General features: G+C 40.7%; 11 protein-coding genes. 10 read left to right on the top strand and 1 reads right to left on the bottom strand.

Annotated elements, in window-relative coordinates; all coding sequences use genetic code 11:
• The first annotated feature begins 141 nt into the window (after positions 1–141).
• From pulA to B7720_RS08280, 8 genes are all read left to right on the top strand, one after another.
• Positions 142–2,427, top strand: a complete 2,286-nt coding sequence (gene pulA / locus B7720_RS08315; protein ID WP_084857482.1) for a type I pullulanase — start codon at positions 142–144, stop codon at positions 2,425–2,427.
• Between the two features lie 197 nt (positions 2,428–2,624).
• Positions 2,625–4,049 (top strand): NADP-dependent glyceraldehyde-3-phosphate dehydrogenase, encoded by a 1,425-nt coding sequence (locus B7720_RS08310; RefSeq protein ID WP_009013622.1) that lies wholly within the window; start codon positions 2,625–2,627, stop codon positions 4,047–4,049.
• A 272-nt stretch (positions 4,050–4,321) separates the two neighbouring features.
• On the top strand, positions 4,322–6,217 hold the full coding sequence (gene glgB / locus B7720_RS08305; protein ID WP_033629730.1) for a 1,4-alpha-glucan branching protein GlgB: 1,896 nt from the start codon (positions 4,322–4,324) through the stop codon (positions 6,215–6,217).
• 157 nt (positions 6,218–6,374) lie between these two features.
• Positions 6,375–7,517: a glucose-1-phosphate adenylyltransferase gene (locus B7720_RS08300; RefSeq protein ID WP_000787250.1), complete on the top strand. Its 1,143-nt coding sequence runs from the start codon at positions 6,375–6,377 to the stop codon at positions 7,515–7,517.
• Positions 7,507–8,646: a glucose-1-phosphate adenylyltransferase subunit GlgD gene (gene glgD, locus B7720_RS08295; RefSeq protein ID WP_000687055.1), complete on the top strand. Its 1,140-nt coding sequence runs from the start codon at positions 7,507–7,509 to the stop codon at positions 8,644–8,646. The genes B7720_RS08300 and glgD overlap by 11 nt, the downstream gene beginning before the upstream one ends.
• Positions 8,643–10,076, top strand: coding sequence for a glycogen synthase GlgA (glgA, locus tag B7720_RS08290; RefSeq protein WP_000697281.1), 1,434 nt, complete (start codon positions 8,643–8,645; stop codon positions 10,074–10,076). The genes glgD and glgA overlap by 4 nt, the downstream gene beginning before the upstream one ends.
• Before the next feature lie 58 nt (positions 10,077–10,134).
• On the top strand, positions 10,135–10,779 hold the full coding sequence (serB, locus tag B7720_RS08285) for a phosphoserine phosphatase SerB (protein WP_084857479.1): 645 nt from the start codon (positions 10,135–10,137) through the stop codon (positions 10,777–10,779).
• A gap of 9 nt (positions 10,780–10,788) precedes the next feature.
• Positions 10,789–11,904, top strand: coding sequence for a glycerate kinase (locus B7720_RS08280; protein WP_084857476.1), 1,116 nt, complete (start codon positions 10,789–10,791; stop codon positions 11,902–11,904).
• Here B7720_RS08280 and B7720_RS08275 read toward each other — a convergent pair.
• On the bottom strand, positions 11,901–12,347 hold the full coding sequence (locus B7720_RS08275) for a DUF1694 domain-containing protein (protein ID WP_084857474.1): 447 nt from the start codon (positions 12,345–12,347) through the stop codon (positions 11,901–11,903). The genes B7720_RS08280 and B7720_RS08275 overlap by 4 nt on opposite strands.
• Before the next feature lie 162 nt (positions 12,348–12,509).
• On the opposite strand from B7720_RS08275, the gene eno reads away from it, so the two are divergent.
• The gene (eno, locus tag B7720_RS08270; protein ID WP_000022821.1) at positions 12,510–13,814 is read left to right on the top strand and encodes a surface-displayed alpha-enolase; all 1,305 of its coding nucleotides are present in this window, start codon (positions 12,510–12,512) and stop codon (positions 13,812–13,814) included.
• A gap of 126 nt (positions 13,815–13,940) precedes the next feature.
• Entirely contained in the window at positions 13,941–14,435 is a 495-nt protein-coding gene (locus B7720_RS08265; RefSeq protein WP_000031484.1) for a YkgJ family cysteine cluster protein, read from the top strand.
• Positions 14,436–14,550: the final 115 nt, after the last annotated feature.

Raw genomic sequence — 14,550 nt, 5'->3', positions numbered from 1 at the left:
GCTAGGTCTTAGATAGTTAGAAACTACCTCTCCTGAAGTGTTTTTACATAGATTGAGTCTATTGTCAGTCAGAGATTAAATCGCTGAATCTATCAGCAACACATAAAAAAATTAAATTGAAATTAGAAATTAGGAAAAGAAATGTATAGATACCCAGTAGTCATCCATTTTCATCGAAAAAATGGGGATTATGCGACCTGTTCATATAGTAGAAAACAGGCGGACAATGTTGAAAAATTGTATTATGAGAATGACTTTTTTGGAGCAAAGTTCTCTTTCACAGTTACAAGTGCAGAAAGGCTCGATACTCTGACCTTTTCTGTCGAAATAGATGGAAAGACAAAAGATTATCTCCTACGGTTTAACTATTATCCACTGTTGACTGAGGTTTGGATTTTGGATGGTGATGAGACGGTTTATTATTCTGAAAATCCAGCCATTGCAAGTTCTTGCTATAAAGATCGAAACCCGTTTGCTTTTGATAAAGCCTTTCACAGTGAAAGTTTTGATCACCATTGGGGATACCAAGGAGAGTTGGGGTATAGTATCTCTGACTACCAGACAAGCTTTAAACTCTGGGCTCCTACAGCTACAGCTGTACAGGTGGTTGTCTATGAAAATACCAGCAACGATGCTCCGATTTGGAAAACCTATAATCTAGAGCGTGGGAATAGCTATTCATATAGTCATAAGTACAATACCATTGGTGTTTGGAGTGTAGACCTGGATGAAAATCTTGCAGGTAAAGCTTATCAGTATCAGATTGAATTTCCGCACCACCAGACTTTGACACGAGACCCATACACTATCGCTACAAGTCCTGACGGGAAACGTTCTGTCATCCTCTCTCAGCAAGATAGACAGGTAGAAGGATTTAAAGTCAAACATGGGACAGACGCCCCTTGGCGTTTGGAAAATCCATGTAAAGCCGTTATCTGTGAGATGCACATTCGTGATTTTACAAAATCACCGACATCTGGAGTTCCAGAAAACCTTCGAGGGACCTTCCTTGGGGCTTCCCAGACTGGAACGGTTAACCAGTATGGTCAAGCAACAGCCTTTGATTATATCAAAGAACTCGGCTGTAATTATGTTCAGCTCCAACCAATCTTTGATCGCCATAAGGAATACGACGAGGACGGGAATGTAACCTATAACTGGGGTTATGACCCTCAAAACTACAATGCGCCAGAACCAAGTTTCTCTAGCAATCTAGATGATCCTGGACAGGTTATTCGAGACCTCAAGACCATGATTCAGGCATATCATGATGCGGGAATCGGTGTTATTATGGATGTCGTTTACAACCATACTTTCTCAACGGTAGATGCGCCTTTCCAAACAACTGTTCCTGATTATTACTATCGTATGAATCCAGATGGAACCTTCCAAAACGGTACAGGTGTAGGAAATGAAACCGCAAGCGAACACGAAATGTACCGCAAGTATATGATTGACTCACTCCTTTATTGGGTGAAAGAATACAATATTGACGGTTTCCGTTTCGACTTGATGGGAATTCACGATGTCAAAACCATGCAGGCGATTCGCTGGGCACTTGATGAAGTTGATCCTCGTATTATCACCTATGGAGAAGGCTGGGATATGGGAACAGGTCTTGCACCTTATGACAAGGCCAAGAAGGACAATGCCTACCAGATGCCAAATATTGGATTCTTCAATGATGATCAGCGTGATGCCATCAAAGGAGGAGAAGTTTACGGCTCAATCAAGGCAGGATTTGTTAGTGGTGCTGCTACAGAACCGATTGTAGCCAAAGCTATTCTTGGTAGCCGAGAGTTGGGGTCATATCTTAGTCCAAACCAAGTTCTTAACTACGTGGAAGCCCATGATAATTACAACTTGCATGATTTGTTGGTAACCCTTCATCCAGATCACAGTTCAGATAAGATTATGCGTCAGGTCGAGACAGCAACAGCGATGAGCATTCTTATGCAAGGGATGTCCTTTATAGAGCTGGGGCAAGAATTTGGTCGCACCAAACTCCTTGCTACAGGAGAAAATGGCGAGCTGACTCCGGCAGATAGAGAACGGGCCATGAATAGTTACAATGCTCCAGATAGTGTCAACCAGGTCAATTGGGATTTAATCAATGAGAGACAAGAGAGCATTGACTTTATTCGCCAGATTATTCGCCTAAAAACACAAAGGCGTGCTTTCTCTTATCCTACATACGAAGAAGTTTATCGTCATGTCTTCGTCCATACGGCTGCTGAAAATAGTGGATGGATTGTTTACGAAATTCACGGTGGAGCAGAGCACTTATTGGTGGTATTCAATGCCAAGGGAACTTCCTTCTACTTTGAAAATGCAGGGAATCTAGAAATGCTTGTGTCCAATAGTCGTTCTCAAGAGTCTAATGTGATTGATGATATCAGCGTTGCAGTCTTGAAGGTACTTTCATAGTAAATGCCACAAAAAGGTTTAGTTAACTCTAGACCTTTTTTGATTTTTATTGAAAAACCAATATCTAATAGGAATAAATTTCAAATAATTTGAAGAATCAAGTTTGTGAAAAAAATATCAATATTTTCCAAAAAGGGGTTGTAATTTTCTGAAAATTTGATAAAATAAGTTTTAATCATTTTCAGGAGGAAGAGAATTTGACACATTATCAGAATTTAGTGAATGGAAAATGGAAATCATCAGAGAATGAAATTGCCATCTATTCTCCCATCAATCAAGAAAAGCTAGGTACAGTACCAGCTATGAGTCAGGCTGAAGTAGATGAGGCTATGAAAGCAGCGCGTGCAGCTCTCCCAGCATGGCGTGATTTAGCACCAGTTGAGCGTGCAGCTTATTTGCATAAGACAGCAGACATTTTGGAACGAGATAAAGAAAAAATTGGTACCATTCTTGCCAAAGAGGTTGCAAAAGGAATTAAAGCAGCCATTGGAGAAGTAGTACGTACAGCAGAATTGATTCGTTTTGCTGCTGAGGAAGGTCTCCGTATCACTGGACAAGCAATGGAAGGTGGCGGTTTTGAAGCTGCAAGTAAAAACAAACTAGCCGTTGTCCGTCGTGAGCCAGTTGGAGTTGTGTTAGCTATTGCGCCATTTAACTACCCAGTCAACCTTTCTGGATCTAAGATTGCTCCGGCATTGATTGCCGGAAATGTCGTTATGTTTAAACCACCAACACAAGGATCTATTTCTGGTCTCTTGCTGGCTAAAGCATTTGACGAAGCAGGAATCCCAGCAGGTGTCTTTAACACCATCACTGGACGTGGTTCTGAAATCGGAGACTACATCATCGAACACAAGGAAGTAAATTTCATTAACTTTACAGGTTCAACACCGATTGGTGAGCGTATCGGTCGTTTAGCTGGTATGCGCCCGATTATGCTTGAGCTTGGTGGGAAAGATGCAGCAATTGTCTTAGAAGACGCAGATTTAGAAAATGCAGCTAAGCAGATCGTAGGTGGTGCTTTTAGCTACTCTGGTCAGCGTTGTACCGCTATCAAACGTGTTTTGGTTGTGGAAAGCGTAGCAGACAGATTGGCTGAATTGCTCCAAGCTGAAGTTACTAAGCTAACAGTCGGTGATCCATTTGACAATGCAGATATCACGCCAGTTATTGATAATGCTTCAGCTGATTTCATCTGGGGATTGATTGAAGATGCTCAGGAAAAAGGAGCCAAAGCGCTCAGCCCAATCAAACGTGAGAACAATCTCATTTGGCCAGGACTTTTTGATTATGTCACAAGAGATATGAAATTAGCCTGGGAAGAACCATTTGGACCAGTTCTCCCGATTATTCGAGTTGCAGATGCCAACGAAGCGCTAGAAATTGCTAATGAATCAGAATTCGGTCTTCAATCTTCAGTCTTTACAAATGACTTTAAGAAGGCATTTGAAATTGCTGAAAAACTTGAAGTGGGTACCGTTCATATTAATAATAAAACACAACGTGGACCAGATAATTTCCCATTCCTGGGTGTAAAAGGTTCTGGTGCAGGAGTGCAAGGAATTAAATATAGTATTGAAGCGATGACAAATGTTAAATCCATTGTTTTTGATGTGAAATAATTTATAAAATCAGGAAAACGACTTCCTGATTTTATTTTTTTCAAAATAATACAGTAAAAAATTGATAAAAAACGAATATTCTGGTATTATAATAAAAAAATATATGGAAATTGTTTCGTGTTCTATTTTCTGGATATCTTTTTTAAAATGCTAGGTAATTTTTTGAAGGCTTTCATAAAAAAATATGATTTCCTTCGTAAATTACTTGAAAGTTATCTTAAAAGAGTGTATAATAGAATTATAGAAAACGCTTACAAAAGAAAGGGGATTGAATGAATAATCAAGAAGCATTAAGAACCTTTACTACAGGTGAGAACTTTCACCTCCAGCATTATTTAGGAGCGCATAGAGAGGAGAAAAACGGAGAAATAGGCTATACATTTAGGGTTTGGGCCCCAAATGCACAAGCAGTTCATCTAGTTGGTGATTTTACCGATTGGGTTGAGAATCAGATTCCCATGGTTCGTAATGAAGCAGGTGTTTGGGAAGTCTTTACAAGTCAAGCCCAGGAAGGTCAGATTTATAAATATCATATCACGCGTGCAAATGGTCACCAGATTATGAAGATCGATCCGTTGGCAGTTTATTTTGAAGCTAGACCGGGTACAGGAGCTGTTTTGACCAATATCCGTGAAAAGAAATGGAAAGATGGCCTTTGGCTAGCACGTCGCAAACGTCTGGGATTTTTCGAGAGACCAGTTAATATATATGAAGCCCATGCAGGATCTTGGAAGAGAAATCCAGATGGTAGTCCCTATACTTTTTCGCAACTGAAAGACGAGTTGATTCCATACTTAGTTGAGATGAACTATACACATATTGAGTTCATGCCTTTAATGGCTCACCCACTTGGATTGAGCTGGGGCTATCAACTTATGGGTTACTTTGCTTTTGAACATTCCTATGGTACACCTGAGGAATTCCAAGATTTCGTTGAAGAGTGTCATATAAATAACATTGGTGTTATCGTAGACTGGGTTCCAGGTCATTTCACCATTAATGATGATGCCTTGGCATATTATGACGGTACACCAACTTTTGAATACCAAGATCATAACAAGGCTCATAACTACGGTTGGGGTGCACTGAATTTTGACCTCGGGAAAAATGAGGTCCAGTCTTTCCTGATCTCAAGTATTAAATTTTGGATTGATTTTTACCACTTAGATGGTATTCGGGTCGATGCAGTGAGCAATATGCTGTATCTAGATTATGATAATGCTCCTTGGACTCCAAACAAAGACGGTGGAAACCTTAACTACGAGGGTTATTATTTCCTTCAACGTTTGAACACCGTTATCAAGCTTGCTCATCCAGATATCATGATGATTGCAGAAGAAAGTTCATCAGCAACAAAGATTACTGGCATGAAAGAAATGGGCGGCCTTGGGTTTGACTATAAATGGAATATGGGCTGGATGAATGACATTCTCCGTTTCTACGAGGAAGATCCGATTTATCGCAAGTATGACTTTAATCTTGTGACTTTCAGCTTTATGTATGTTTTCAATGAAAACTATCTCCTGCCTTTCTCACATGATGAAGTAGTTCATGGTAAGAAGAGTATGATGCATAAGATGTGGGGAGATCGCTACAATCAGTTCGCTGGTCTGCGCAACCTCTACACCTATCAAATTTGTCATCCAGGCAAGAAACTCTTGTTCATGGGTAGTGAGTACGGGCAATTCCTCGAGTGGAAGTCTGAAGAGCAGTTAGAATGGTCTAATCTAGAAGATCCGATGAATGCCAAGATGAAGCATTTTACTTCTCAACTCAATCAATTCTATAAAGAGCATCGTTGTCTTTGGGAAATTGATACTAGTTATGATGGTATCGAGATTATCGATGCTGATAATAGAGATCAGAGTGTCCTTTCCTTTATTCGTAAGGGCAAGAAGGACGAAATGTTAGTCTGTGTCTTTAATATGGCACCAGTTGAACGTAAGGACTTTACGATTGGTTTACCTGTTGCAGGTATTTACGAAGAAGTTTGGAATACAGAACTAGAAGAATGGGGAGGTGTGTGGAAAGAGCACAATCAAACAGTTCAGACTCAAGAAGGCTTATGGAAGGATTATGAGCAGACCTTGACCTTTACCTTACCTGCCATGGGAGCAAGCATCTGGAAGATCAAGCGTCGTTTGAAACCAGCTAAGAAAAAAGAATAATGGGCTGTTGATGATATTTTTTAGATTTTAAAAACGGATGTACTTGTATTGGACTTGAAACACAAGAGAAATGGATTTCCTATTATTTTTATAAAAAGTTTGACTTCCGACCTTCTTTCGATTTTAACGTTCACATGTCTTTATAAAGGAGTAGAAAATGAAGAATGAAATGCTAGCTTTGATCCTTGCGGGTGGGCAAGGAACACGTCTCGGAAAACTCACTCAAAGCATTGCCAAACCGGCAGTGCAATTCGGTGGGCGCTACCGTATCATTGACTTTGCTCTTTCCAACTGTGCAAACTCTGGAATCCATAATGTTGGTGTGATTACGCAATACCAACCTCTTGCTTTGAATAACCATATCGGAAATGGTTCTAGCTGGGGATTGGATGGTATCAATTCAGGTGTCTCTATTTTACAACCTTATTCAGCCAGCGAAGGAAACCGTTGGTTTGAAGGGACTAGTCACGCTATCTACCAAAACATTGACTACATCGACAGTGTTAATCCTGAGTATGTTTTGATTCTTTCTGGTGACCACATCTACAAGATGGACTACGATGATATGCTTCAGTCCCATAAGGATAACAATGCCAGTTTGACAGTAGCTGTCCTAGACGTACCTCTCAAAGAAGCTAGCCGTTTCGGTATCATGAATACAGATGCCAATAACCGTATCGTTGAATTCGAAGAAAAACCTGCGCAACCTAAGTCTACAAAGGCTTCGATGGGGATTTATATTTTTGACTGGAAACGACTTCGCAATATGCTTGTTGCTGCTGAAAAGAGCAATGTGGATATGTCAGACTTTGGGAAGAACGTTATCCCTAACTATCTCGAGTCTGGTGAAAGTGTCTATGCTTATGAATTTAATGGCTACTGGAAAGATGTTGGTACGATTGAGTCACTTTGGGAAGCCAATATGGAGTACATTTCACCAGAAAATGCCTTGGATAGCCGCAATCGTCAGTGGAAAATTTACTCTAGAAACTTGATTTCACCACCAAACTACTTTGGTGCGCATGCACACGTTGAAGATTCATTGGTCGTGGATGGCTGTTTTGTAGATGGAACTGTAAAACGTTCGATTCTTTCAACAGAAGCACAAGTACGTGAAGGCGCTGAGGTCGTTGATTCTGTCATCATGAGCGGAGCTATTATTGGCCATGGCGCAAAGATTACTCGTGCTATCATTGGTGAGGGTGCCATTATTGCTGACGGCGTAGAGATTGACGGAACGGACGAAGTACAAGTAGTAGGATACAATGAAGTAGTGGGGGTAGCAACAGATGAAGATTGATAAATATTCAGCCATTTTAGGAAACACAGTTGGTTTTCATGATATGTCAACGTTAACAGAACACCGTCCGGTGGCTAGCTTGCCTTTCGGTGGGAAATACCGTTTGATTGACTTCCCCCTTTCCAGTCTTGCAAATGCAGGTGTTCGTAGTATCTTTGGTATTTTCCAACAAGATAATATCAGCTCAGTTTTCGACCATATCCGTTCAGGTCGTGAGTGGGGCTTGTCAACCCTTCTAAGTCACTACTATCTAGGAATTTACAATACTCGTGTTGAAAGCAGTACAGTTGGAAAAGAGTATTACCAACAGCTTCTCACCTACTTGAGACGTTCAGGTTCAAACCAAACCGTTTCGATTAACTGCGATGTGCTGGTGAATATTGACTTGAATCAAGTCTTCCACCTACACAATACAACAAATGGTCCGATCACAGTTGTATATAAGAAACTTCCGAAGAAAGACATTTCAGATGTGAATGCTATCTTAGAAATTGATGAAACTGACCATGTTCGTTCGCACAAACTCTTTGATAACAAATCTACGGATGAACTCTTCAACATGTCTACAGATATCTTTGTTGTGGATACTCCTTGGTTGATTGAACGACTTGAAGAAGAAGCTCAGAAAGAATATCCTGAAAAGTTACGCTATGTTCTTCGTGATTTAGCTGCAAAAGAAGGAGCTTTTGCTTACGAATACACAGGCTACTTAGCGAACATTCATTCTGTTCAGTCCTATTATCAAGCAAACATCGATATGCTTGAATCTAAAAAATTCTACTCTCTTTTCTCACCAAATCAAAAGATTTATACAAAAGTTAAGAATGAAGAACCAACCTACTATGCGAATACTTCAAAAGTAAGAAGTTCTCAGTTTGCTTCTGGTAGTATCATTGAGGGTGAAGTAGTTCAGTCAGTCCTATCTCGTAACATTTATGTTCACAAAGATAGTGTGGTGAAGGACAGCATTCTATTCCCTCGAGTTGTGATTGGTCAAGGTGCCCAAGTTGAATATGCCATCCTAGACAAAGGAGTTGAAGTTGCGGACGGTGTTGTCATTCGAGGCACAGCAGAACATCCAGTTGTAGTTAAGAAGGGTGAAACAGTAACAGAGGACATTTATTCATGAAAATTTTATTTGTAGCGGCAGAAGGAGCACCCTTTTCAAAAACAGGTGGTTTGGGCGATGTTATTGGCGCACTTCCCAAATCACTTGTAAAAGCGGGGCACGAAGTTGCAGTTTTCTTGCCTTATTATGATATGGTAGAAGCTAAGTTCGGAGACCAGATAGAGGATGTTCTCCACTTTGAAGTTAGTGTAGGATGGCGTAGACAGTACTGTGGTGTTAAGAAAACGGTTTTGAATGGTGTAACCTTCTACTTCATTGATAATCAGTATTATTTCTTCCGTGGTCATGTCTACGGTGATTTTGACGATGGTGAACGCTTTGCTTTTTTCCAACTGGCTGCTCTTGAAGCCATGGAACGCATCGGCTTTATCCCTGACCTTCTCCATGTTCATGATTACCACACAGCCATGATTCCCTTTTTGTTAAAAGAAAAGTACCATTGGATTCAGGCTTATCAAGGAATCAGAACCGTTTTAACCATTCATAATTTGGAATTTCAAGGTCAGTTTTCTGAAGGGATGTTATGGGATTTGTTCGGTGTTGGGTTTGAACGCTATGCTGATGGGACCCTTCGCTGGAATGATTGTCTCAACTGGATGAAAGCAGGTATTCTCTACGCGGATCGTGTCTCAACCGTTTCCCCTAGCTATGCGCACGAAATTATGACCAGTCAGTTTGGTTGCGGTTTGGACCAGATTCTTCGCATGGAGTCAGGTAAGGTTTCAGGTATTGTCAATGGTATTGACGCAGATCTTTATAATCCTCAAACAGACCCACTTTTAGACTATCATTTTGATAAGGAAGATTTGTCTGGAAAAGCTCAAAACAAAGCAAAATTGCAAGAGAGAGTTGGGTTACCAGTGCGAGCAGATGTTCCTCTAGTTGGGATTGTCTCTCGATTGACACGCCAAAAAGGTTTTGATGTTGTGGTAGAAAGCTTGCATCGTTTCTTACAGGAGGACGTTCAAATAGTCCTTTTAGGAACAGGAGATCCTGCTTTTGAACATTCCTTCTCCTGGTTTGCGCAAGTCTATCCAGACAAGCTATCAGCAAATATCACTTTTGATGTCAAACTTGCTCAAGAAATCTACGCAGCTTGTGACCTCTTCCTCATGCCAAGTCGTTTTGAGCCATGTGGTTTGTCTCAAATGATGGCGATGCGCTATGGAACTCTACCACTGGTTCATGAAGTGGGTGGCTTGCGTGACACTGTTCAATCCTTCAATCCGATAGAAGGAACTGGAACTGGATTTAGCTTTGATAATTTAACACCATACTGGCTTAACTGGAGTTTCCAAACAGCCTTGGATGTTTATAAGTACCAGCCGGAAGTTTGGAGAAATCTACAAAAACAAGCTATGGAATGTGATTTCTCATGGGATACAGCCTGCAAATCTTACCTGGACTTGTACCATAGTTTAGTCAACTAATAGATAAAATCGTATGATTCTTTCATACGATTTTTGGGCTGTTTAGAAAGGAAAGCTTATGTCTCAAGTAAAAGGCTTGTGTGTCATGGACGTTGACGGCACCCTGATAGCAGAAGAAGTGATTGATCTTTTAGGAAAAGAAGCAGGTTGCGAAGAAGAAATATCGCAGATTACAAGCCAGGCAATGCGAGGTGAACTGGATTTTGAAACAAGCTTACGAGCGAGAGTGGCTTTGTTAAAAGGTCTTCCAGTTTCGGTCTTTGATACTGTCTTCAAATCCATCCATCTGTCCAAGAATGCTCAAGAATTTATCTCCATACTTCAAAAGAAGGGCATTCTAGTCGGTCTAGTGTCTGGTGGATTTGCACCAATAGTTGAGAGATTAGCAAAATCCCTTGGTATCTCCTTTTTCTCTGCCAACCAGTTGGAAGTCAAAGACGGTTTTTTAATAGGTCGACTAGTAGGTGAAATTGTGACAGGTCAAGTAAAACAAGCTACTCTTGAGAAATGGAGAAAAGAACTAAAACTCCCCAAAGAAAGAACGTTTGCCATCGGTGATGGTGCCAATGACCTCTTGATGTTAAAGTCAGCAGGTCGCGGTATAGCCTTTTGTGCCAAGGAGGTCGTAAAAGCAGAGATAGCTTGTCATGTAGATACGAGGGATTTTTTGGAAGTTCTACCTTTGATTGATTTCTTAGAATGAGAGGGAACTATGAAAATTGTAATTGCACCCGATTCTTTTAAAGAGAGTTTGACGGCAGAAGAGGTCGCTCAAGCTATAAAAAGAGGCTTCGAACAGTCAATATCGAATGTAGAATGTCTGCTCTGTCCAGTTGGTGATGGCGGGGAAGGAACTGTAGATGCTATTCGCCATTCTCTTGACCTAGAAGAAAAATGGTTCCAGGTGACAGGACCTTTTGGCCTAAATGAAGCAATGCGTTACTTTCAAAAAGGTCAAATAGCACTCTTTGAAGTTGCTGACTTGGTTGGTTTAGGAAAGATTCCGCAGGAGAAACGAAACCCTCTTCACATCCAAACCAGAGGTATCGGAGAGTTGATTCGCCATCTCATTGATCAAGGGATGAAAGATATCTATGTCGGCGTTGGTGGTACGGCTAGTAATGACGGTGGGATAGGCATTGCTGCTGGTTTAGGTTATCGTTTTTATGATAAGAATGGAAAAGAATTGCCAGCTTGCGGTCAGACTTTGCTTGAATTCGAGTTAGTTTCAGACAGCGAGTTGTATAGGATACCTGAAGATGTGAAAATCCGCATTTTAGCAGATGTCGTGAGCCCTCTATGTGGTCATCAAGGGGCAACCTATACATTTGGCAAGCAAAAGGGCTTGGATCCTGCTTTATTTGAGATAGTAGATCTGGCTATGCAGCGGTTCTATGAAAAATTATCGCCTTCTACCCTATTTCTTAAAGGAGCAGGGGCAGGTGGGGGTATTGCTGCTGGGCTATGTGCTTTTGCTGAGGCCTGTATCGTATCTGGAATTGATACTTGCTTGGATTTGATAGACTTTGACAAGAAAGTTTCAGATGCCGACTTGGTTATTGTTGGAGAGGGCAGACTGGATAGTCAAAGCTTCGCTGGGAAAGCTCCTATCGGTGTAGCAAAAAGAACCCCTAACAGAGTTCCAGTTATTGCTATTTGTGGTAGTCTTGCTGACGATTTGCCTCCCCTACCATTTGAAAATATACAAGCAGCATTTTCCATTTTAGAGAAAAGTGAACCTTTAGAGAATAGTTTGAAGAATGCAAGTCTCTATTTGGAGCACACAGCTACTAATATCGGTCATTTATTAAATATGAGGAAGGATTAACCTAACCATTTTTTCCAGATTGATTTTTTAGGAGTTTCTGTCTTTTTCTCCTCCCAGAGATTCGAGAATGCAAGTCTAAGGTCTTTTTCATCTACTTGAACAGGTTTGTTCGTGTGAATGACAAGGCCGAAAGGAGAGGTGATATGATCATCTGAAACAATAGTCGCCTGGCAGTTGCTTTCCTTTGCTTGTTTTAAGTAAAATACCTGTTTGTCAAACTCTATATTTGGAGAGATCTTCACAAAAAGTGCCTCTACCTTTTCTTGAAAACTTTCTAAAATAGAGAAAAATCCATGTTCTAATTCAGGACTATTGGCAGTACTGATATCAGCGTAGCCAAGAACTCTTTCCTCAAAAGTTCCGAGATAGCGGCGTTGTTCATCTGGGTTTAATTTCGGCCCACCATGAGCTTTTTCTAGTAGTTGTTTTGATAAATCTGTCATAAAAACAGTATATCACAAAAATCGCATGAAAACAGACAAAAGAAAGCGATTACTTTATAAAGTTAAGGAAAATTTGCACAAAGATAACGTTTTTCCTTGAAAAAGGCGTGTATTTGAGGTATCATAGAGGTGTAAAAAATTTAACTCAAAGGAGAGTAAAAAATGTCAATTATTACTGATGTTTACGCTCGCGAAGTCCTAGACTCACGCGGTAACCCAACACTTGAGGTAGAAGTTTATACTGAATCAGGTGCTTTCGGACGTGGTATGGTTCCATCAGGAGCTTCTACTGGTGAACACGAAGCAGTTGAACTTCGCGACGGTGACAAATCTCGTTACGGTGGTCTTGGTACACAAAAAGCTGTTGACAACGTAAACAACATCATCGCTGAAGCTATCATCGGCTACGATGTACGTGACCAACAAGCTATCGACCGTGCTATGATCGCACTTGACGGTACTCCTAATAAAGGTAAATTGGGTGCAAACGCAATTCTTGGTGTGTCTATCGCTGTAGCTCGTGCTGCTGCTGACTACCTTGAAATCCCACTTTACAGCTACCTTGGTGGATTCAACACTAAAGTTCTTCCAACTCCAATGATGAACATCATCAACGGTGGTTCTCACTCTGACGCTCCAATCGCTTTCCAAGAATTCATGATCGTACCTGCTGGTGCACCATCATTCAAAGAAGCTCTTCGTTGGGGTGCTGAAATCTTCCACGCACTTAAGAAAATCCTTAAATCACGTGGTTTGGAAACTGCCGTAGGTGACGAAGGTGGATTCGCTCCTCGTTTCGAAGGAACTGAAGACGGTGTTGAAACTATCCTTGCTGCGATCGAGGCTGCTGGATATGTTCCTGGTAAAGACGTATTTATCGGATTTGACTGTGCTTCGTCAGAATTCTACGATAAAGAACGTAAAGTTTACGACTACACTAAATTCGAAGGTGAAGGAGCAGCTGTACGTACTGCTGCAGAACAAATCGACTACCTTGAAGAATTGGTAAACAAATACCCAATCATTACTATCGAAGATGGTATGGACGAAAACGACTGGGACGGTTGGAAAGCTCTTACTGAACGTCTTGGTGGTAAAGTTCAATTGGTTGGTGACGACTTCTTCGTAACAAACACTTCTTACCTTGAAAAAGGTATTGCAGAAGGTGCTGCTAACTCAATCCTTATCAAAGTTAACCAAATCGGTACTCTTACTGAAACATTCGACGCTATCGAAATGGCGAAAGAAGCTGGTTACACTGCCGTTGTATCACACCGTTCAGGTGAAACTGAAGATTCAACAATCGCTGACATCGCAGTTGCAACTAACGCAGGACAAATCAAGACTGGTTCACTTTCACGTACAGACCGTATTGCTAAATACAACCAATTGCTTCGTATCGAAGACCAACTTGGTGAAGTAGCTGAATACCGTGGATTGAAATCATTCTACAACCTTAAAAAATAATCGTTGATTTAACAACGTTTTTAGCCCCTCGGATTTTTTCCGAAGGGCTTTTTTTCTGTTCAGGGGGCAAAAAGGGGGCTGAGATTATGGTATAATAGACAAAAACACTTGTATTAGAAAGAAACTATGTCTAAAGAAATTGATATTGAGTACTATCACCAACTAGCCTTGCAAAAGCAAAAAGAGCACCGAAAAGTCTTAGCCAATCTAAAGAAAAAACCTCCTAAAAACTTAGATAAGATAGCCCAGCAAATTCACCAAGAAGTTTTTTCTGAGATTGATTGCACTGCCTGCGCTAACTGTTGCAAGACTTTGGGGCCCGACTTTAAAGAAGCAGATATTACCCGTATTGCCAAGTACTTTAAGATGAAATTACCGGCTTTTGAAGCGGAATTCCTTCAGGTGGATGAAGATGGTGATAAAGTTTTCAAATCCATGCCTTGCCCCTTTCTAGGAGGAGACAATCTCTGCTCCATCTATGACGTTCGTCCCAAGGCCTGTCGTGAATTCCCCCATACAGATCGTAAAAAGATCCACCAAATCAACCATTTGACGATTAAGAATACCTTGACCTGCCCTGCAGCCTATCTCTTTGTTGAGAAATTAAAAGATAAGTTATAGAATTTACACCTTTAAATCTTGTACAAAGATTCTAGGGTGTAAGTATCTTGTATTTGTTAGAATATAGATAGAATTGAACACGGCCTAAAAGCTATGCGAAAAAGAAAAAATTACC

The organism is Streptococcus oralis subsp. oralis, assembly GCF_002096455.1.
Classification (GTDB): domain Bacteria; phylum Bacillota; class Bacilli; order Lactobacillales; family Streptococcaceae; genus Streptococcus; species Streptococcus oralis_CY.
This window is presented reverse-complemented; position numbering and strand designations above follow the sequence as displayed.